The 20,524-nt window shown below is 33.1% G+C and carries 16 protein-coding genes and 1 rRNA gene (1 of these 17 running past the window's edge); 11 read left to right on the top strand and 6 right to left on the bottom strand.

Annotation, left to right across the window (positions count from 1 at the left end; genetic code table 11):
* Positions 1-26 precede the first annotated feature (26 nt).
* Positions 27-1,568 carry a replicative DNA helicase gene (gene dnaB, locus Q4Q47_RS00235; protein WP_303304642.1) on the top strand — a complete coding sequence of 514 codons (1,542 nt, stop codon included), beginning with the start codon at positions 27-29 and terminating at the stop codon, positions 1,566-1,568.
* A gap of 124 nt (positions 1,569-1,692) precedes the next feature.
* Positions 1,693-2,952: an asparagine synthetase B gene (locus Q4Q47_RS00230; RefSeq protein ID WP_303304641.1), complete on the top strand. Its 1,260-nt coding sequence runs from the start codon at positions 1,693-1,695 to the stop codon at positions 2,950-2,952.
* 177 nt (positions 2,953-3,129) lie between these two features.
* Here the strand turns inward: Q4Q47_RS00230 and Q4Q47_RS00225 are convergent, their stop codons facing one another.
* Positions 3,130-3,564 (bottom strand): lipoprotein, encoded by a 435-nt coding sequence (locus tag Q4Q47_RS00225; RefSeq protein WP_303304640.1) that lies wholly within the window; start codon positions 3,562-3,564, stop codon positions 3,130-3,132.
* A gap of 121 nt (positions 3,565-3,685) precedes the next feature.
* Here Q4Q47_RS00225 and Q4Q47_RS00220 point away from each other — a divergent pair, with 121 nt between their 5' ends.
* The gene (locus Q4Q47_RS00220; protein WP_303304639.1) at positions 3,686-4,108 is read left to right on the top strand and encodes a secondary thiamine-phosphate synthase enzyme YjbQ; all 423 of its coding nucleotides are present in this window, start codon (positions 3,686-3,688) and stop codon (positions 4,106-4,108) included.
* A 378-nt stretch (positions 4,109-4,486) separates the two neighbouring features.
* Here Q4Q47_RS00220 and Q4Q47_RS00215 read toward each other — a convergent pair whose 3' ends face one another.
* Positions 4,487-4,732 carry a DNA/RNA non-specific endonuclease gene (locus Q4Q47_RS00215; RefSeq protein ID WP_303304638.1) on the bottom strand — a complete coding sequence of 82 codons (246 nt, stop codon included), beginning with the start codon at positions 4,730-4,732 and terminating at the stop codon, positions 4,487-4,489.
* 252 nt (positions 4,733-4,984) lie between these two features.
* On the opposite strand from Q4Q47_RS00215, the gene Q4Q47_RS00210 reads away from it, so the two are divergent.
* The 7 genes from Q4Q47_RS00210 (at position 4,985) to Q4Q47_RS00180 (ending at position 15,800) form a co-directional block, all read left to right on the top strand.
* On the top strand, positions 4,985-5,575 hold the full coding sequence (locus Q4Q47_RS00210) for an RNA polymerase sigma factor (protein ID WP_331497761.1): 591 nt from the start codon (positions 4,985-4,987) through the stop codon (positions 5,573-5,575).
* A 118-nt stretch (positions 5,576-5,693) separates the two neighbouring features.
* Complete coding sequence (locus Q4Q47_RS00205; RefSeq protein WP_303304637.1) at positions 5,694-6,758, top strand: FecR family protein; 1,065 nt, start codon at positions 5,694-5,696, stop codon at positions 6,756-6,758.
* A gap of 446 nt (positions 6,759-7,204) precedes the next feature.
* On the top strand, positions 7,205-10,675 hold the full coding sequence (locus tag Q4Q47_RS00200) for a TonB-dependent receptor (RefSeq protein WP_303304636.1): 3,471 nt from the start codon (positions 7,205-7,207) through the stop codon (positions 10,673-10,675).
* Positions 10,676-10,705: 30 nt separating this feature from the next.
* Positions 10,706-12,538 carry a RagB/SusD family nutrient uptake outer membrane protein gene (locus Q4Q47_RS00195; protein ID WP_303304635.1) on the top strand — a complete coding sequence of 611 codons (1,833 nt, stop codon included), beginning with the start codon at positions 10,706-10,708 and terminating at the stop codon, positions 12,536-12,538.
* Positions 12,539-12,560: 22 nt separating this feature from the next.
* Positions 12,561-14,216, top strand: a complete 1,656-nt coding sequence (locus tag Q4Q47_RS00190; RefSeq protein WP_303304634.1) for a LamG domain-containing protein — start codon at positions 12,561-12,563, stop codon at positions 14,214-14,216.
* 369 nt (positions 14,217-14,585) lie between these two features.
* Positions 14,586-15,473, top strand: a complete 888-nt coding sequence (locus Q4Q47_RS00185; protein ID WP_303304633.1) for a glycoside hydrolase family 16 protein — start codon at positions 14,586-14,588, stop codon at positions 15,471-15,473.
* Positions 15,474-15,599: 126 nt separating this feature from the next.
* Entirely contained in the window at positions 15,600-15,800 is a 201-nt protein-coding gene (locus Q4Q47_RS00180; RefSeq protein WP_303304632.1) for a hypothetical protein, read from the top strand.
* Between the two features lie 215 nt (positions 15,801-16,015).
* Here the strand turns inward: Q4Q47_RS00180 and rplT are convergent, their stop codons facing one another.
* From rplT to thrS, 4 genes are all read right to left on the bottom strand, one after another.
* A complete protein-coding gene (rplT, locus tag Q4Q47_RS00175) occupies positions 16,016-16,360 on the bottom strand; it encodes a 50S ribosomal protein L20 (protein WP_102754534.1) in 345 nt (114 codons plus the stop codon).
* Between the two features lie 143 nt (positions 16,361-16,503).
* A complete protein-coding gene (gene rpmI / locus Q4Q47_RS00170; RefSeq protein WP_173282254.1) occupies positions 16,504-16,701 on the bottom strand; it encodes a 50S ribosomal protein L35 in 198 nt (65 codons plus the stop codon).
* 92 nt (positions 16,702-16,793) lie between these two features.
* Positions 16,794-17,303 (bottom strand): translation initiation factor IF-3, encoded by a 510-nt coding sequence (gene infC, locus Q4Q47_RS00165; RefSeq protein ID WP_303308426.1) that lies wholly within the window; start codon positions 17,301-17,303, stop codon positions 16,794-16,796.
* Positions 17,304-17,371: 68 nt separating this feature from the next.
* Positions 17,372-19,306 carry a threonine--tRNA ligase gene (thrS, locus tag Q4Q47_RS00160; protein ID WP_303304631.1) on the bottom strand — a complete coding sequence of 645 codons (1,935 nt, stop codon included), beginning with the start codon at positions 19,304-19,306 and terminating at the stop codon, positions 17,372-17,374.
* Positions 19,307-20,332: 1,026 nt separating this feature from the next.
* Here thrS and Q4Q47_RS00155 point away from each other — a divergent pair.
* Positions 20,333-20,524: ribosomal RNA gene (locus Q4Q47_RS00155) — 16S ribosomal RNA — on the top strand (it continues 1,326 nt past the right edge of the window).

Here is a 20,524-nt window from a genome sequence, read left to right as displayed (position 1 = left end):
CTTTCTTTTTAATTACTTTCGTAGATATGAAACAACCTAACCAAGTTCAAGGATATAAAGTTGATAAGAGTACCATTATTAATCTTGAGAAAGGAAAAATACCACCTCAAGCACTTGATTTAGAGGAGGTTGTGCTCGGGGCTATGATGATTGATAAAAAAGGAGTTGATGAAGTTATCGATATTTTAAGCCCAGAAGCATTTTACAAAGAAGCACATCAGCATATTTTTGAAGCTATTTTTCAGTTGTTTGAAAACAGTGAACCTGTTGACTTATTAACCGTTTCAACACAGTTAAAGAAGAGCTCTAAGCTGGAATTAGCCGGAGGCGATTTTTATCTTATTTCTTTAACTCAAAAAGTATCTTCTTCAGCGCATATAGAGTTCCATGCGCGTATTATTTTACAGAAATTTATTCAGCGTAGCTTAATTAAAATATCTAGTGAAATTATTGAAGATTCTTATGATGAAACTAAAGATGTTTTCGATTTATTAGATAAGGCTGAAGCAAAATTATACGAAGTAACCCAAGGAAATATTAAAAAATCGAGTGAAACAGCTCAAGATTTAGTTATCCAAGCCAAAAAGAAAATTGAAGAAATTTCAAATAAAGAAGGGCTTAGTGGTATTCCGACAGGTTTTAACAAACTAGATAAACTAACATCAGGTTGGCAGCCATCCGATTTAATTATTATTGCTGCACGTCCAGGGATGGGTAAAACGGCTTTAACGCTTTCTATGGCAAGAAATATTGCCGTAGATCAGAATATACCTGTGGCATTCTTTTCTTTAGAAATGGCATCAGTGCAATTAATTACGCGTTTAATTTCTAGTGAAACAGGTTTATCATCCGAAAAATTACGTACAGGTAAATTAGAAAAGCATGAATGGGAGCAACTTAATGTAAAAGTAAAAGGATTAGAAAAGGCACCACTTTTTATTGATGATACACCATCACTATCCATTTTTGATTTAAGGGCAAAAGCACGTCGTTTATCATCACAGCATGGTATTAAATTAATTATGATTGATTACTTACAACTAATGACTGGTGGTAGTAGCCATGGTGGAAACCGTGAGCAAGAAATTTCCATGATTTCTAGAAACCTTAAAGCATTAGCTAAAGAATTAATGGTTCCAGTAATAGCCTTATCACAATTATCGCGTGCTGTTGAAACACGTGGAGGGAGTAAGCGTCCTTTACTGTCTGATTTACGTGAATCTGGTGCCATTGAGCAAGATGCCGATATTGTATCGTTTATTTTTAGACCAGAATATTATAAAATTGAAGAATGGGATGATGAAGAGCGCTCTCCAACAGAAGGACAAGCAGAGTTTATTGTGGCAAAACATAGAAATGGTGGTTTAGAAAATATACGTTTAAAGTTTATTGGTCATTTAGGGAAGTTTGATAATTTGGATGATTTTGACTCGCCTTTTGAGTTTCATTCTAAAATGAATGCCGCGGCTAATGATGATACTTTTAAAACAGATAATTTCAAAGCAAGTCCAGATCAAGCTTTCGGGAGTTCGTTTAATGATGATGATGATAATGATGTACCATTTTAAAAATTAATCTTCTGTTAAACATATTAAAAAAAGAAGAATATTTAAGTATCTTTCAGTCTCAATAAGAGTTTCAGTCATTTCGAAGAAAGAAAGACTGAGAAATCTCATAAAGTTTTGCTTCAAATTGAAAAAGCTATTTATAAGTTTATTTTTTATATTAATTGGTATTAATACCTATGCTTCATATATTCTTATACCTATGGATGCAGAAAGCCAAAAGAATCATCTAAAAGCGTATGGTATTACTTATTGGACACTCAATAAGGAATTAAAAGTAAAATGGCTTTTAAATTATAGAGGCGGTTCTTTTTTATTACCAGATACAGATGATATTCAGCGAGAATGCCAGATTCGCGGTATTTCTTTTGAAGTCATTTCGAATTCTAAAGTAGAAAGTATTTTAGAAGACATAAGTAGTCCAAGTAAAAACATGGAAGCCGTAATTTTAGAAAAAGCACCTAAAATTGCAGTGTATACACCTAAAGGGAAGTTGCCTTGGGATGATGCTGTAACTATGGTGCTACAATATGCAGAAATTCCTTATGAAACTGTTTATGATGAAGAAGTATTAAATGATGGTTTGTTACTGTTTGATTGGTTACACTTACATCATGAGGACTTTACGGGACAATATGGTAAGTTTTATGGTGCTTATAGAGCTTCTTCCTGGTATATTCAAGAAAAAAAGGATGCTGAAGCATTGGCAACAAAATTAGGTTATGATAAAGTGTCTCAAGAAAAATCAGATGTCGCTTTAAAGATTAGAGATTATGTTATTGGTGGTGGATTTATGTTTGCCATGTGTAGTGCTACAGATAGTTTTGATATTGCTTTGTCTGCAGAAGGTGTAGATATCTGTGAACCTATGTTTGATGGCGATGGTAGTGACCCTGCTTATCAAAATAAAATTGATTATAATAAAACCTTTGCGTTTACTAATTACACGTTAGAACGAAGCCCAATAGCATATGAGTTTTCTTCAATAGATATGACACGTAAACGTAGAGTGACCAGAACAACCGATTACTTTTCTTTAATGGAGTTTTCGGCAAAATGGGATCCTATCCCAACCATGTTGTGTCAAAATCATACCGCTTTGGTGAAAGGCTTTATGGGACAGACAACATCTTTTACAAGAGATGAAATAAAATCAAATGTATTGGTTCTGGGGGAAACAAAATCGAATGGAGAAGCTAAATACATTCACGGTATAAAAGGAAAAGGTTTCTTTACTTTTTATGGCGGACATGACCCCGAAGATTATCAACATAGAGTAGGGGATGCTAAAACAGAATTAGATTTGCATCCAACATCTCCAGGGTACAGGCTTATTTTAAACAATGTGCTGTTTCCGGCCGCTAGGAAAAAGAAACAGAAAACATAATAAATAAAAACTATATTATACCATTTCTGATTTAAAATTACCCACTAAAATTTGCCCTTTTTCGTTGATGCTTCAAAATAAAACTTAATCTTAACTAGTGTTATGATTGCGTTTTCTTTTTTGCCTAAACGAAAAATTACTGTTTTTTATTTGAATACTTTTAAACCAAAAATGGTATTAGTTAGCAGTTTCAAGCGTTTTTTGGAACGTATATACAAAGCCATCTGCTCCACTACCTTGAGATAAGTCATTTTGATCTATGACAAGTTGACTCGACGTTATTTTAAATCCACCAAATTCATTCTCACTAATACTAAGGTAAGAATCGTCATTATTTTTTGCCACAGAATAGTCATAAGTTCCAGAATCTAAAGCATCCTGTTTAGTGTCATCAGTATTATTGTTTACAACTGTAAGTTTTAAATTTGCTTCATCAAAAGTCCAAATGACGGTTTTTAAAGGAAATGTATGATTAACACCAGCAACTCCACCAGTGGTTTTAATTAAATTCCAATGGGCAATTACAACTTGTGGGGTAGGGTTGTTGTTGTCTACAGAACACCCTGTTAATATTAATGCACTGAATATCGCGGTTAGAAAATACTTTTTCATGATTTTTAAATTTAGGATTTATCTATATAGATGAAAAAAGAATAAAATGGTTGCGTTATAATTTTAATAAAAGCATGATAATATATAATTTGGCTCTAGTTAAGTGCATAAGTTATTTAATATGAAATTTTTTCAAAAGGAAATAAAATTACAGGCCTGTTCAAGAGGGTTTCATTTAATTACAAATAATATTTTAGACGCTATTCCTGATATAAAGCAAATAAACATTGGGCAATTACAAGTATTTATTAAGCATACGTCTGCTAGCTTAACTATAAATGAAAATGCAGATTATACTGTAAGAGATGATTTTGAAAAACACTTTAACGTTCTAGCTCCAGAAAACGCTCCTTATTATAAGCACACTTATGAAGGTTCGGATGATATGCCAGCACACATTAAAGCATCATTACTTGGAGCATCTGTGAATATACCCATTACAAAAGGTGAATTAAATTTAGGGGTTTGGCAAGGCATTTATTTATGCGAACATAGAAATTATGGTGGTTCAAGAACCATTGTTGTGACAGCCTTTGGAGTATAAATACATTGTCTTTTATGAAATTTTCTTCTAATTTTTAGTTTATACCAATTGAATTTCAAAATAAAACATAAATAATTTAAATTATTTTTTTGCTTAAATAAGTCAAAAAAACTGAGTATGTAAGAAGTTATGATTCTGTTTTTCCAAACCTTTTTATTCTGTTCCTCGAAAAGAGGATGGATTTGTAGTTAAAAACGATTCACATTCTATATAAGTAGAGCTATTATACTAGCTATTCAGGTTTTTCTTTTGTTCATGAAGATCCCCCCCCACTAATATGACCTCAGAATCAGCTCTAACTAGTTGTTCAGCATCGTATGTTGAAACAAGATAACCTTGAAACTGTTCGTCTAGTTTATTGTTCTCCATTTTAAATGCTTAAAGAGATAGCCTTCCTCTAATATCTTCAGTTAAAACACTTTTAACGAAAGCATGTGGTATGAGTATATCAATACCATATTCATTGATGTTATCTCCAATAGTCTCTATTTTTATATTAAAATGAAAAGCTGGAGCTGTAAGGACTGAGGTTTCTAGGACTTTACCTCGATTGTTAAGTTTTCTTATTTCCTTTTCAAGAGTTTGCCATTTCTCACGATTGAAATTTGGTTTTTGTGGAGACATATTCGATAACAAAAAAAGTCTCGCTATTTTGTATTTCTATAATATCTTGATTTGCACGCGTAACAAAATAACCTCTATTGCCGCGATGAGCCTTCGTTTGGAAGTGGTATAAATAAAACTAGCTGGTATTTGTCAAACAGCATATTTTTCATACAATAACTAATGTGAAATTAAAAAAATACATATAAAAAGCCGTATATTGTAATGAAGTAGCTATTTTTACACTAAGTTTTTAATTCAAATTTTAAAAAACTGGGATACCCTAAAAACATTGATGGCATTTTATGGAAAAAACTAAAGGCTGGAGATACAAAAGCCTTAGGGGATTTATACGATTTATTTATCGATATTTTATTTGCTTATGGTATACAATTGTCTTCAGACAAAGCCTATGTCATGGATTGTATTCATGATTTATTTTTAGATTTGTATAAGTATAGAAAAAAATTAGCTTTCACTACTAATGTTAAATATTATCTATTACGATCTTTAAAAAATAAAATTCTTAAAGCAGAAAAAGGAAAACTCATATATCTTTCAGAAGAGGCCTTCCATATTAAAAATGACAAGCAAAATTATTCTGAGTCATTTGAAAACAAAATGATTGAAAAAGAGTTTTTAGATGAACGGTTAGTAAAACTTTCTAATGCTATCACTTTCTTGAGTAAAAAGCAAAGACAAGGTTTGTTTTTAAGGTTTACAGAAGAAAGAGAATATGAAAACATTGCACAAATAATGAACGTATCTGTTGAAACTTCCAGAACCATTATATATAGAGCAATAAAAGTGCTGAGAAAGCACTTAACAATGCTTATAATCTTCTATCAAAACATTTTTTTTTAAAAAATTTAAAAAAAGTGTCTATATAATGACGATTGTCTACTTATTATAGTAGTTAGATGATGAATCATGTCTTTTACGCACTTGATCTCAAAAGTATTTAACCTATTAAATTAAAAAGATGAAGAAGCAAGAGTCTAATAATGCAAACTTTACAGATCTCTCAAATAATGAAAAAAATCAGTTAAAAAATAGAGTAACAGATTCTATATACACCTATATTCAGAGAAAAAGATTTGTGAAATACGCTATCAGTATAGCAGCGGCATCAGTTGTTGGCTTTTTCTCTGTAGGAATATTTAATAAGATAAATAACAATAACAACCAATTTTCAATTGAAAATTTTGTTAGAACTACAGAAGGCAAGAATTTAGAGCCTCTCGAAAATGTAAAATTGTTATTAAATGGTAATCAAGATATTGAAATAGATGATGAAAACTCATCGATAGCGTATTCAAGCACAGGTCAAGAAATTAAAATTGGTAATGAAAAATCTGTAAATCAAGATATTATAAAGGACAAGAATATTGTTTTTAATACATTAATAGTTCCTTACGGAAAGCGATCTGAAATTAGGCTAGCTGATGGTAGCAAAGTTTGGTTAAATTCTGGGTCGAAATTAATTTTTCCTGTTTCTTTTATAGGAAAAACAAGAGAGGTCTATATAGAGGGCGAGGGCATTTTTGAAGTCGCCCACGATAAAAATCACCCATTCATAGTTAAAACAAGTAATCATGAAATTGAAGTATTGGGTACCGTTTTCAACGTAAGCAATTATGCCGATGATAATGCAGTCAATACGGTACTTCAAAGTGGTAGTGTACAAATAAGCTTCAAAAACAACTCTTTTTTTAATTCAAAGAAGAGTATAAAAATAACCCCTGGTACCATAGCTATTTATAATAAAGCTAATAAGTCTCTTAATACAAATGAAGAAGACATTGAGAAGTATTTTTCTTGGCGTGAAGGTATCTTTATATTTAAAAATGATCCTCTACACATTATCATGAAAAAAATTGCTAGGTATTATAATATAGAAATCGTTATAAATGATGCCAGTTTAGCTAACGAAACGTTCTCAGGACATCTTGATGTAAAAGATCATGTTGAGAATGTTATTACTACCATTAAAGAAACTACAGAATTTCAATACCATATTGATGATAATAAAATAACCATTAACTAAACTAAAATTAATTAACCAAAACTATAACTATATGATGCAAAACCAACTATTTTAAAAAATATCAGAAGTCGCTCGAACAGCTTCTGGTTAAAGAAATTGACATCACCGTATCACAAGATTTTTTTTAATTGTAAATGCTATATCTCCAAGTTATATAGCTATTAAGTATCGTTATAAAGGATACTCATTTGACCTATTAAGCATTCTACAGATACCATGATGTATAAAGATCATGTCGAGAATGTCATTAACACTATTATTAATTTAAATATAAAATTAATGATCATTAAAATTACAACCATCAATTAAACTAAATAATTAACTAAAATCATAACTATATGACATAGAGCTAACTACAAAAAAACCAGAAGCTGCTCTAACAACCTCTGGCTAAAAAAATTAACATCACTGTATCGCACAGAAATATTAACCGTAAATACAAAATTATGAATAAAATTGTTAACCTTAACCTTAATAAGGAAATAAAAACCTTAAGGTATTATTTGTTAACCATCATGAGAATTTTTCTTTTATTAATAACTATAGGCTTGAGCTCTGCTTTTGCAAATTCTTCTTACTCTCAAACCAAAATTAATATAGACGTAAACGATGTAACTCTTGAAGATTTATTTAAAGAAATTCAGAATAAAAGCGAGTTTGTATTCTTTTATAAAGACAATACTTTAAATAATGAGGTAAAAATATCATTAAACTTAAAAAGAGTAACGCTTTCTACTATTTTATATAAAGCGTTTTCTGAGACCGATTTAAGTTATAAAATTGATAATAGACAAGTGGTGGTTATTAAAAATTCAGAACCAACAATTGTCAAAGAAGAACTTAATGATCAACAATCCTCAATATCGGGAATTATTGTTGATGCTCAAGGGGTACCTCTGCCAGGTGTAAATATCGTAAAAGTTGGAACCTCTACCGGAGCTCAAACCGATTTTGATGGAAAGTATAGTATAAATGCCACAAAAGGAGATGTTTTAGAGTTTTCTTATATAGGTATGGTAACTCAACGTATTACAGTTGGAGACTCTAACTTAGTTAATGTAACTATGAAAGATGATATTTCGCAACTGGATGAGGTCGTACTTGTAGGTTACGGAACTAGAAAAGTTTCCAAAGTATCAGGATCTGTGAGTACTATATCTACAAAAGTTTTAGAAAATAGAACCATTAGAAGTATTGGTGAGGCTTTGCAAGGTACGGCGGCTAATTTAAATGTAACAATTGCCGACGGACGTGCTACAAGCGTACCAAATATTAATATAAGGGGATTTGAATCTATTAATGGAGGTTCTCCTTTAATTATTATCGATGGAGTATCTGCAACAGCTTCAGAACTGGCACGATTAAACCCATCTGATGTAGAAGCTATATCTGTATTAAAAGATGCATCTACCGCAGCAATTTATGGAGCCAGAGCTTCTTTTGGAGTCCTTTTAATTAAAACCAAAGAAGGTAAGGGGAAGTTGAGAGTTGATTATAATGAAAATGTTAGTTTTAGACAACCTACTTTTTTACCTGAAATTGAATTGAATCCTGAAATTGTGTTTAGATCTAAACATGATGCAGCCTTTCCTTATTATAACCTTTATAACGATGCTATATACGATTATGCGGCTCAGGTTGCAGCCGGACAAGCACCACCTGTATTCCTAGACGAAACGAATCAAAGATTTTGGCAATACTATGGTTCAACAGATTGGTTTAAAGAAGCCTATAAGACCAATGCGCTATCTATAAATCGTAATGTTTCCGTATCAGGAAAAAATGAAAAAACATCTTATTATTTCTCACTTGGTTCCCTTCGTGAAGATGGAGCTATAAAATTTGGAACAGATAAGTTCAATAGATATAATTTAAGAAGTAAAGTAAGTTTTGACTTTACAGATTGGTTAACGATAGGTAATAACACAGCTTGGGAGAGCTCTAAATATGATGAGCCATCTGGTTGGAATCGAGACCGTTATTTTCATGATCTTAACAGAACGCCATCAACTGAAGTTATTTACAATCCAGACGGATCTTTCACAAGAGCAGGAGCAGGTTTAATTGGTATTACTCAAGATGGAGGTCGTCGAAAAGAAGTTGAAAACACTTTTAGTACTCAATTAACGGCACAACTATCTTTAATAAAGGATATTTGGAAAGTTAATGCAGATTATACAGTAAAAAAGGGTTATGGAAATACATCTAATTTCAGAAAGCCGGTTTTTTATAAAACGGGACCAAATGAACCTTTACAACCTTTTTATGGTCAATCGAATGTAACTTCTGCATCTCGATCTAATTACGAAACGACATATAAAGCAATTAATTTATATACTACAGTAACCAAAGAGTTAAACAAGCATTATATTTCTGGAGTTGTTGGTTTTAACCAAGAAGAGAAAGTTTCTAAAAGCTTTTATGCCAGCAGAGAAAATTTAATCTCAACGAGTTTACCAACTTTAGCATTAGCTACTGGAGATTTTGATGCTGGTGCTGGTTTTGGAGATTGGGCTGTAAGAGGTGCTTTTGGACGTTTAGAATATAGTTTTGACGATAAGTATATTGTGAAACTTGTTGGGCGTTATGATGGGTCTTCTCGTTTCCCTAAAAAAGACAGATTTGGCTTTTTCCCTTCAGCTTCTGCTGCTTGGAGAATTGATAAAGAACCCTTTATGCAAAACCAATCTGTAATATCTCTATTAAAACCTAGAGTCTCTTGGGGAAGTTTAGGAAACCAAAGTGGTGATACAGTAGGTAATTATCCATATATATCATCAATGGGTTCAGGTACTATTAATCAACTTTTAGATGGTGTACAACCAGATGCTATATATCAACCAGGTCTTGTTGCTGGTAGCCTTACTTGGGAAACGGTAGAAACTAAAAACTTAGGTATTGATGTCGAGTTTTTTAGAGGAAAAATATTTGCACAATTTGATATTTATGAGCGTGAAACTAAAGACATGCTAACAAAATCTAAAACATTACCAGCAGTTCTTGGAGCTAGAGAGCCAAATGAAAATGCAGCAGATTTAATAAATAGAGGATGGGGACTAACCGTAAAATGGAACGAATCTGTTAAGCTGGGAAAATCACCTCTTAATTTTAGTTTAGGCTTTAACCTTTCAGACAGTCGTGCATGGATAACCAAATTTGATAACCCAGATTCTAATATTAATGATTTTTATATTGGACAAGAAATGGGGGAAATATGGGGGCTTACTTCAGATGGTATTTTCCAAACTGTCGAAGAAGTTCAAAATGCTCCTTTCGCAGATCATAGAGCATCTGACGAAGTACGCTATATGGCTGTTGGAGATGTAAAATGGAAAGATTTAGATGGTGATGGTATTATTAATTTTGGTTCACAGCGAGTAGGCGATACAGGCGATTTTCGTGTTATAGGTAATGAGACAGCCCGTTATAGATATGGCATAAATTTATCTGCTAATTGGAATAATTTTGATTTTAGAATCTTTGGACAAGGTGTAGGTCAAAGAGATTATTACGCTAGCAGAGGTAGTCATTATTTCTGGGGTATTTTTGCTCAACCATGGGCAAACCCATCAAAGCATATTTTAGATAATTTATGGAGTCCAGAAAACCCAGGCGGATTATTTCCACGTTTAAAAGCATATGCAGCGGAAGATTTTTCAGAATTAGGAATTCCTCAAACAAGATTTTTAATTAATGCAGGGTATTTTAGAGTAAAAAATGTGACACTTGGTTATTCCTTACCAGCTTCTCTATTAGACAAATTAAACATTAAAAGACTTCGTGTTTATGTAAGTGGGGAAAACTTACTTACTTTTTCTGATATCACAAAATTTGGGATGGATCCTGAAACTCTAGATGGACGGGGAGCTTACCCAGTGCAAAAGAAATTTTCATTTGGCGTGAATTTAGGCTTTTAATATAAAGATTAACTATATAATATAAACATTATGAATAAATATATAATATTAATATTAATATTGTTTTCTGCACTTTCATGTAATGATGATTTTTTAGAAAGATTTCCTGAAACATCAATTAGTAAAGAAAACTTTTTTAAGACAGCAACAGATTTAGAAATATACACGAATGGTTTTTATGGTGGAATTAGTGGATCTTATGATGATATAGGAAGTGATAATATTTCAACACGAGAAGCTCAAGATGCTACCTGGGATTTAACTCACGGTGCTGTTAGTGAACTTACTCAAGGAGGTTGGTCTTGGACAAATTTAAGAAGTATAAACTTTTTTCTTGAAAACTCCAACGCTGAAAATGCCTCCCCAGAAGAAATTGGTAATTACCAAGGGATTGCACGCTTTTTTAGAGCTCAATTTTATATAGATAAAGTAAAGACTTTTAGCGATGTTCCTTGGGTTTCTAAACCTCTTGCAACTACAGATGAAGAGGATCTTTTTAAAACTCAAGACCCTCGAGGACAAGTCGTAGATTCAATTATCAAAGATTTAAAATTTGCTGTTGATAACATTTCATTATCTAATGACAGTAAAACACGTATATCGAAGTGGGCAGCTTTAGCTAGCTTAGCAAGGTTTGCATTGCATGAAGGTACCTTTAGAAAATATGGAATGCAAAACGCTACTGAAGCAGCATACCTTACAAGTAAAGGTGCTTCAAATTATACTGAGTTACTTGAAATAGCGAGAGATGCCTCTCAACAATTAATGAATGAAGGTGGTTTTTCTTTATCAGATAATTATGACGGATTGTTTAATAGTACAAACCTGTCTAATAATCCAGAAATTATTCTTTTTGAGGATTATGAAAAAGATGTTCGATTCAATAATTCTTTTACACGTCTGGATTGGCAATATAATTTAAGTCAGAATTTATTAGATGAATATCTAAAAACAGATGGAACAGCCTATACACGTACAGAATTAAATACTTTAGAATATAGAAACTCATTTACAGGTAGAGATCCTAGAGTATTTTCTACTATAAGTTATCCAGGTTGGACAGCTCCAAATAGTGGAACTCCCCATGTAGCAAAAATGCTTTTTGGTGGCATTGGTCAAATAAAATTTACACCAAAAGAAGCAGATGGATGGTCTTGGGCTGTAAGCTATAATGACATTCCTGTTTTTAGATATGCTGAAATTCTTTTAATAAATGCAGAAGCTCATTCTGAACTAGGTACCTTATCTGATGCTATTTTAACTAATACCGTAAATGCCATCCGAGATAGAGCTGGATTAACCAGTGGAGCACATGTAACTACGGCAACTCCTGTAGACCCTATATTAAATGATAGATATCCTAATATTGATGCACAAAATAAAGGTGCAGCATTAGAAATAAGAAGAGAACGTAGAATAGAATTAGCATGCGAAGGCTTACGTTATAACGATTTAATGCGCTGGCATGTAGGCGATGCTATTCTTACATCAAATGGAAAGCCTGAGAATATTCAAAGAGGACTATATGTTCCACAAATGACCGTTTTAGGAGGTGCCACATTCTCACTACTTGAAGTAACGGGAGATAGTGTAGAAGATATTATAGTAGCAGCAACTGCAGGTGATTTAGCAAAAGCTGAAGCATATTACAGTGGCTTGGGGCAAGATGCCTTTTATCAGGGTTTAAATAAGGTGTCTTTAGATGATGGTATTGAATTAGCCAATGGAGATGAAGGACATGTTATTTTTGACAGGGAGGTAGATGACCCAGGAACGTTTGTAGAACCAAAATATTATTATAGACCAGTACCTGAGTCTGATATTTTAGTTAATCAAAACTTGGTACAACATGATTTATGGTAGAATTAATTTAAAATATAGAAATATGAAATTTAAAATAAAATTTATATTAATATTACTACTAGGAGGGATATTCCTTAATGGTTGTGATGAGGTTGAAGTTGTTAAGCTGGAATTTAGTGACAGTAGCTTTAAAGAAGTTAGGATGTATCTTAGAGAATTAAAAGATGACCATACTTCAAGAAAGGATTTAACAATTTCATCTACTATTGATAAAACGGCACGAACTGTTGCTATCGTTATAAAGTACGATGCAGATATAACTAATTTATATGGTATAGCAACCATAGAAAGGGGAGCTATGGTAAACCCAGTTGGAGGTGCTCCGGGATTTGGAACTGTTGGAGATTATTCAACACCACATAAATATACCATTGAATCACCTGATGGAGGTTCTGTAGAATGGACGGTAACAGTTACTTTAGCAGATCCACCACCACCAGTAGTTGGACCTACAGGATTTGAATTAATTCGTCAAAGTGGTGAGAGTAAGCATATCGCTGTAGAAACTTTTCCGAGTAGAGATTTAGAAAGTTTCATAGGTAATCTATTAGGGTTTAACTACAATGGAACAGATCAATATGCTGTAGTTAATGATGATGACGATATAAAATTTAGATACGAATCTGATTACTCTATATCTTTTTGGGTAAGAACGACTTCAACAGATAGTGACCCTGTTATGATAGGTGATCAAAACTGGGCAAGCTCTAATAATCCAGGTATGACTATAGCTTTTAGAGGCGATAACTGGAGAGTTGCAGTTTCAGATGGTGGTTCTAAAGCTGATGCTGCTACATCGGGTGTTCCTTTTAATGATGGTAATTGGCATTTATTATCTGTAACTTTTGATAGAGATGGTAATATGACCATGTATCAAGATGGTTCTCCAGTCCAAAGCGCCAGTATGGTTGGTGTTGGTAGTATTGATAGTGGTAACCCATTAAACATTTCGCAAGATGGTGAAAGTGATTATGGTCAATTTTTTGATGGAGATATTGTTGAAGCAAAAATTTACGATTATGTTTTAACACCTCAAGAAGTTACTGATCTTTCAAAAGCTCAGACAGGAGCTTCCTTAAGATCTAAAAATGGTTTAGATTTAAACTTAGATGTAACAACTTCTGGAGGAGCAGTATTAACAACTTTTGACAATAAGTATATTGGTTATGATCTGGACGGATCTTCTCAATATATTACCATCGATGATGGTGGTGCATTAGATTTTAGATATGCATCTGATTATTCCATATCTTTTTGGATGAATACAACTTCAACAGATAGTGACCCTGTTATGGTTGGTGATCAAGATTGGGGTAGTTCTGGTAATCCAGGTATAACCATTGCTTTTAGAGGTACTAACTGGAGAGTTGCTACCAATAGTGATGGTGGCACCAAAGCAGATACCAGTGCAGGTGATAGCCCAACTAATGATGGTAACTGGCATATGTTAACTGTAACCTTAGATAGAGATGCTAACATGATTTTGTACCAAGATGGGGAGCCAATATCTAGCGCAGATATGTCTGGTGTTGGTGATACAGATCATGGTGCCCCGCTACGTATAGGACAAGACGGTACAGGTGGTTATGGTCAATTTTTTCAAGGAAAAATAGCAAATGTTGAAATACATGATATAGCCTTAAATGAAACTGAGGTTAAAAATTTATTTGAACTTTAAGAAATAAAAATTTAGTTTAGAGTTAGTTAAAAAAGGGGGGGGTAACAATTATGTTATGCCCCTTTTTTGTTTTTAAATCTTATTGGTATTGTGGAAACAGGGCTAAAATAACCCAAAAGGATATAGAAGTTTAAATAATAAAAAAAAAGATTAAAGATATTTGCGTTGTTGTATATAAAATGATGAAAGTCCCCCCCCCTAAAAGCAGAATTAAGTAAAGAGACAATAAAATGTGCACCTACATATTCTTACCGAAACAAAGTTTCCAACTTACCTCACCATTAGTTGAAATTGCTAAAGTAACCCTTTATAAGTTGAAAAAATTAAACCTCTATACTAGAATAATTATTAATTGAAAAATATATAAGCATGAAAACAAAAAGCATTATTGTTGTAGCCATTTTATTCATCGCAGCGTGCACAAAGTCTAATGTAATACCAGAAAATAATGAAGAACCTAAAATTGATTCAACCAGTTATTCTTTAATATTTGAAGATAACTTTAACGGATCTTCAATAAATAATTCAAATTGGACAGTCGTATTTAGTGGAGGCTCTAATTGGAACAACACGGCAGTGGATGAACCGCAGGTTGTTGAAGTTTCGAATGGTACATTAAAATTAAAAGGTATCAAAAACCCAAATTTTACAGGTAATTTAGCAAATGTTCAAAACATTAATCGCTCTACAGTATGGACGGGAGCCATAGAATCTGCACATAAGGTGGATTTTACTTATGGCATAGTTGAAATTAGGGCAAGGGTAGAAAAAGCACCACGAGTATGGCCTGCTATCTGGTTGCATGCAACAGATAATGTATACGGTGGTAACCCAGACAGTGGGGAAATTGATATGTTGGAATCTCTTAATCTTGATAGCTACTTTTATTCTACAATACATACCCAATACCATTGGGCCAATAATAGACAATATAGTAATGATCCAGAAAGGTATACTACAAAAACTGTCAATGTAGACAGCTGGAATGTCTATAAACTAGAGTGGACTCCCAACAAGATCGATTTTATCTTTAATGGATCTGTATATCATACATTTAATAAGGGAAATAATAATGTTGTGAGTGGATTTCTTCGTTGGCCTTTTGATAAAGATTTTCATATAATTCTCAGTCAGCAAATCGGAGGTGGCTGGGTAGACAGCGAAGCCAATTCCAAGGGTTTGGTTCTTACGGAGTCTAATCTTCCTGTTACCATGGAAATTGATTATGTGAAAGTCTATCAAAAGAAACAAAATTGAAATGATGATAAGAATTAGTACATAAAAGTTAAAATGAATGGTAATAGTACAAATCAATGAAATAATTTAACAGAGGTTGCCCTATATAATAATGGCACACAAGTTACAATTCCAACAGGAAATAATTTGCCAGCTGTATTGGTAGATGGTATTGGAGTAAACGATGGAACAGCCAGGGACTGGCCAGGAGGTTCTGAAATGGTAATAAATCTAGAGCAAGTTATAGAATTTGATGAAGTAAAATTGGGAGTTTATAATGGCGATAACCGAACATATCATGGCGTAAATGTTTCACATTCAGTTGATGGTGTAACCTATTTCAACTGAAATCGTATCCAATTGTTCAAAACTAAAACTTTGTGCTCAACTTGATTAGGTATGAAACTGGCGAAATACTCCTATGGCTTACCTTGGGGATAGCCCGTTTCAAGAATTATCTTATTTATCGTTTCAGCCTTTGGAGTATAAAAAAATCCGATTCTAAATTTAGAATCGGATTTTTTATTAAGCGAATAATATGTTTTACAATAGGCAAAAACGCCTTATTTTACTTTCTCTATAACAGCTTTAAAAGCCTCAGGGTTATTCATAGCTAAATCTGCTAAAACCTTACGGTTTAATTCAATATCATTAGCTTTTAATTTCCCCATAAATTGAGAATAAGATAAACCATGTTCTCTGGCTCCTGCGTTTATACGCGTGATCCATAAAGCACGGAATGTTCTCTTTTTGTTTCTACGGTCTCTATACGAGTATTGCATCGCTTTGTCAACCGCATTTTTTGCTACTGTCCAAACGTTTTTACGTCTTCCAAAGTAACCTTTTGCTTGTTTAATTACCTTTTTTCTTCTGGCTCTTTTTGCTACAGAATTTACTGATCTTGGCATAATTTTAATTGTTTTTTGTAGTAGGCGGTCGATAATCGACACTTTTTTTATTTTTTTAATTGTAAATCAAAAATCTACAATCGTTAATCAATAAGCCTAACTCCAGGGTTTATAAATTTGTTTAATAACCGATTAAAACAATATTACTTTAAACGTAACATGGTTTTAATGTTGTCTTCGTCTGCCTTATGCACTAATGCATCATGAGTCAGAGCAAGTTTACGCTTTTTAGACTTCTTTGTTAAGATGTGACTTTTAAAAGCGTGCTTTCTTTTAATCTTCCCAGTACCCGTTAACTTAAAACGTTTTTTGGCACTAGACTTTGTTTTCATTTTAGGCATTTTCTTTTCCTAGTTTTAATTATCTCGCTTAATTACTTTAGTGCTGAGCTTGTCTCAGCATCATATTTTTAATATATAACTATATATTTCCGTTATTTTTTTGGAGCAATAAACATGGTCATACGTTTACCTTCTAAACGTGGCATTTGCTCTACTTTACCAAGTTCTTCTAAATCCTGTGCTAAACGCAACAATAAAATCTGACCCTGCTCTTTAAATATAATGGATCGTCCTTTAAAAAATACAAAAGCTTTAAGCTTTGCGCCTTCTTTTAAGAATTTTTCAGCATGTTTCTTTTTAAAGTCATAATCATGATCATCTGTTTGAGGACCAAAACGAATTTCTTTAATGATAACTTTGGTAGCTTTAGATTTTAAAGCCTTATCACGTTTCTTTTGCTCATAAAGAAACTTTTTATAGTCCATAACCTTACAAACAGGAGGATCAGCATTTGGAGAAATCTCTACAAGATCTAATCCTTGCTCATCAGCTATTTTTAAAGCATCTCTAGTAGAGTAAACACCAATTTCAACGTTATCTCCAACAAGACGTACGTTTTGTGCTGTAATCTTAGAGTTTATTTTATGTTTATCCTCTTGTATAACCCTTCTATTGGGTTGATTTCTTCTTCGAATTGCTATGACGTTATGGTTTTAAATTAAACTTTGTTTTAGAACGATTTTAACGTTTTACTTATTTCTTCTTTTATAATTTCGGAGAATTCTTCAATGGAAATCATTCCTAAATCTTCTCCACCATGCTTACGCACAGTTATTTTGTTTTCTTTCTCTTCTTGCTCACCTATTATAATCATATACGGGTGTTTTTGCATTTCAGCCTCCCGAATTTTCTTCCCAATAGTCTCATTTCTATGATCTACAAGGGCGCGAATTTCGTCATTTTCTAGCAAATTTAAAACTTTTTCCGAGTATTTTTCATATTTCTCGCTAATTGATAATATTACAGCCTGTGTAGGCATTAACCAAAGCGGGAAATTACCGGCTGTATGTTCTAACAAAATAGCAATAAAACGTTCCATACTTCCAAAAGGAGCACGATGTATCATTATAGGTCTGTGTAGCTCATTATCACTGCCTTTGTAAGTCAAATCAAAACGCTCAGGTAAGGTGTAATCTACCTGAATAGTACCAAGTTGCCAGCGTCTTCCTAAGGCATCTTTTACCATAAAATCTAATTTAGGACCATAAAATGCGGCTTCACCAGTTTCAACAACGTAATTTAATCCTTTATCTATAGCAGCGTTTAGTATCGCTTGTTCTGCCTTATCCCAATTTTCATTGCTTCCAATATATTTTTCTAAATTTTCAGGATCTCTTAATGAAACCTGAGCAGTAAAATTTTCAAATCCTAAAGAGCCAAACACATAAAGAACTAAATCTATAACATCTTTAAATTCTTTATCTAATTGATCTGGTGTACAGAATATATGTGCATCATCTTGAGTAAAGCCTCTAACCCTTGTTAAACCATGTAACTCACCACTTTGCTCATATCTATATACGGTACCAAATTCGGCGTAGCGCTTTGGCAAATCTTTATAACTCCATTGGGCACTATTATATATTTCACAATGGTGCGGACAGTTCATAGGTTTTAACAAAAACTCCTCATCCTCTTTAGGTGTATGTATTGGTTGAAAACTATCTTCACCATATTTTGCATAATGGCCAGAAGTAACATATAATTCTTTCTGCCCTATATGTGGTGTAACAACCATTTCGTAACCAGCTTTCTTTTGGGCAGCTTTTAAAAAATTCTCTAAACGTTCACGTAAAGCTGCACCTTTTGGTAACCATAAAGGTAAGCCTTGTCCAACTTTTCTCGAGAACGTAAACAATTCTAATTCCTTACCTAATTTTCTATGATCACGTTTTTTAGCCTCTTCTAATAATTCTAAATAAGCAGTGAGCTCTTTTTGTTTTGGAAATGAAATCCCATAAACACGTGTTAACTGCGGGTTATTCTCATTACCTCTCCAATATGCCCCAGCAACCGATAAGATTTTTACTGCCTTGATAATACCAGTATTAGGAATATGGCCTCCGCGACATAAATCAGTAAAAGTAGAATGATCACAGAAGGTAATGGTGCCATCCTCAAGGTTTTCAATCAGTTCAGTTTTAAACTCATTATCACTATATAACGATAAAGCCTCAGTTTTTGTAGCAGAACGCATTTTAAAATCATGTTTCCCGCGTGCAATCTCCAGCATTTTAGTTTCAATAGCTTTAAAATCTTTTTCGGAAACAGCATGCTCACCAAAATCTACATCATAATAAAATCCATTTTCAATGGCAGGACCAATCGTAAGTTTTGCATCAGAATATAATTCCTCAATAGCCTGTGCTAATACGTGCGCAGAAGAGTGCCAAAAAGCAGTTTTACCCTCGTCATTATTCCAGGTGTATAAAACTAAAGAGCCATCGGTGGTTAAAGGAGTAGCAGTTTCAACAGTTGTACCATTAAAACTTGCAGAAATCACATTTCTGGCAAATCCTTCACTAATGCTTTTAGCAACATCCATAGGTGTAGCATTTTTTTCAAACTGCTTGACACTTCCATCGGGTAATGTTATATCTATCATAAAATAATTTAAAATCAGAATGCAAAGATAATAGTATAAACAAACCCACACAATATATATATACGTATAATTTTATATGAAATTAATTTTGGGCGTTCCTCTGCTTATAACATAGTCAGGCTGTCCATTATATCTTTCTATGCTTAACAAGTTTTAGCATTCTTTTCATAAGTTTCTAAATCATATTACAGAGAAGTAAAAATTTTTAGATAAAGCATAAAAAGGATGCCATTACCATCCTTAACGCAGATACAGTTTAGATATTAAGCTTTATATTATTTAGGAACTTGTCATTTTTTGTGCCCTTAATGTTGTTTAATATTTATAATCAACAATTAGAAATACACCATAAGTATCCAAGAATAAAAAGTTGTTATAATAATAAGGACAAGTTTAAAAAGGGGCAGTTATGAGGCAAGGGTATTATTTTAACGAAAAAGGGCAAAAAAAACGGGGCCATAATCCCTTAGTATTCAGGGGCTAAAAAAGCAAGTAAAAAGAATATCAAAAAAAGGTTAGGATATGTCGCAATGAGTAGTATCTTTGCACCCGCTTAGCGCACGGGATCGTATAGATCGGGTGTTAAGAGAAGTTCATATAAGTACGGAGATTTAGAAAGGAAAAAGGGATTAAAAATTTTTTCAAAAAAAAGACCGAAGGAGTGTTGTAGAAACAAAAAAGGTTGTATGTTTGCAGCCGCTAAAACGGGCAGTGGTCCGTTGGCAAAAAGTTCATACGGATTTCGGGATTTTACGATAAGAAAAAGGATTTAATTTTTTTTCAAAAAAAGATCAAAAAAGTATTGTAGGAATAAAAAAAGGGTTTTATATTTGCACCCGCTAAACGAGGAAACGAGATTAGGAAAGAAAAAGAAAGTTCATAAACATATTGAATTGACAGCGTAAGATTCTTACTGGAAACGGTAAGGATTAGACAAAGAGAATAGACCATTTTGAGTACTAGAAATTCCGATTAGTTGTTAAAGCTGTTTTGTGTATCTATGATATACGAGACACATACAAATTAACGATGAAGAGTTTGATCCTGGCTCAGGATGAACGCTAGCGGCAGGCCTAACACATGCAAGTCGAGGGGTAACGGGGTAGCTTGCTACCGCCGACGACCGGCGCACGGGTGCGTAACGCGTATACAATCTACCTTGCACTGGGGGATAGCCTTTAGAAATGAAGATTAATACCCCATGGTTTATGGATATGG

This window comes from Flavivirga spongiicola (assembly GCF_030540825.1).
Taxonomy (GTDB): domain Bacteria; phylum Bacteroidota; class Bacteroidia; order Flavobacteriales; family Flavobacteriaceae; genus Flavivirga; species Flavivirga spongiicola.
The sequence above is the reverse complement of the archived record's forward strand: the minus strand, read 5'-3'. Positions and strand labels throughout refer to the sequence as shown.

What these genes read in the sequence shown, in the direction of transcription:
- Q4Q47_RS00185 (WP_303304633.1), top strand. Translation starts at nt 14,586, where the DNA reads ATGAAAACAAAAAGCATTATTGTTGTAGCCATTTTATTCATCGCAGCG.
- dnaB (WP_303304642.1), top strand. Translation starts at nt 27, where the DNA reads ATGAAACAACCTAACCAAGTTCAAGGATATAAAGTTGATAAGAGTACC.
- Q4Q47_RS00200 (WP_303304636.1), top strand. Translation starts at nt 7,205, where the DNA reads ATGAATAAAATTGTTAACCTTAACCTTAATAAGGAAATAAAAACCTTA.
- Q4Q47_RS00225 (WP_303304640.1), bottom strand. Translation starts at nt 3,564, where the DNA reads ATGAAAAAGTATTTTCTAACCGCGATATTCAGTGCATTAATATTAACA.
- thrS (WP_303304631.1), bottom strand. Translation starts at nt 19,306, where the DNA reads ATGATAGATATAACATTACCCGATGGAAGTGTCAAGCAGTTTGAAAAA.
- Q4Q47_RS00205 (WP_303304637.1), top strand. Translation starts at nt 5,694, where the DNA reads ATGAAGAAGCAAGAGTCTAATAATGCAAACTTTACAGATCTCTCAAAT.
- rplT (WP_102754534.1), bottom strand. Translation starts at nt 16,360, where the DNA reads ATGCCAAGATCAGTAAATTCTGTAGCAAAAAGAGCCAGAAGAAAAAAG.
- Q4Q47_RS00215 (WP_303304638.1), bottom strand. Translation starts at nt 4,732, where the DNA reads ATGTCTCCACAAAAACCAAATTTCAATCGTGAGAAATGGCAAACTCTT.
- rpmI (WP_173282254.1), bottom strand. Translation starts at nt 16,701, where the DNA reads ATGCCTAAAATGAAAACAAAGTCTAGTGCCAAAAAACGTTTTAAGTTA.
- Q4Q47_RS00195 (WP_303304635.1), top strand. Translation starts at nt 10,706, where the DNA reads ATGAATAAATATATAATATTAATATTAATATTGTTTTCTGCACTTTCA.
- Q4Q47_RS00190 (WP_303304634.1), top strand. Translation starts at nt 12,561, where the DNA reads ATGAAATTTAAAATAAAATTTATATTAATATTACTACTAGGAGGGATA.
- Q4Q47_RS00220 (WP_303304639.1), top strand. Translation starts at nt 3,686, where the DNA reads ATGAAATTTTTTCAAAAGGAAATAAAATTACAGGCCTGTTCAAGAGGG.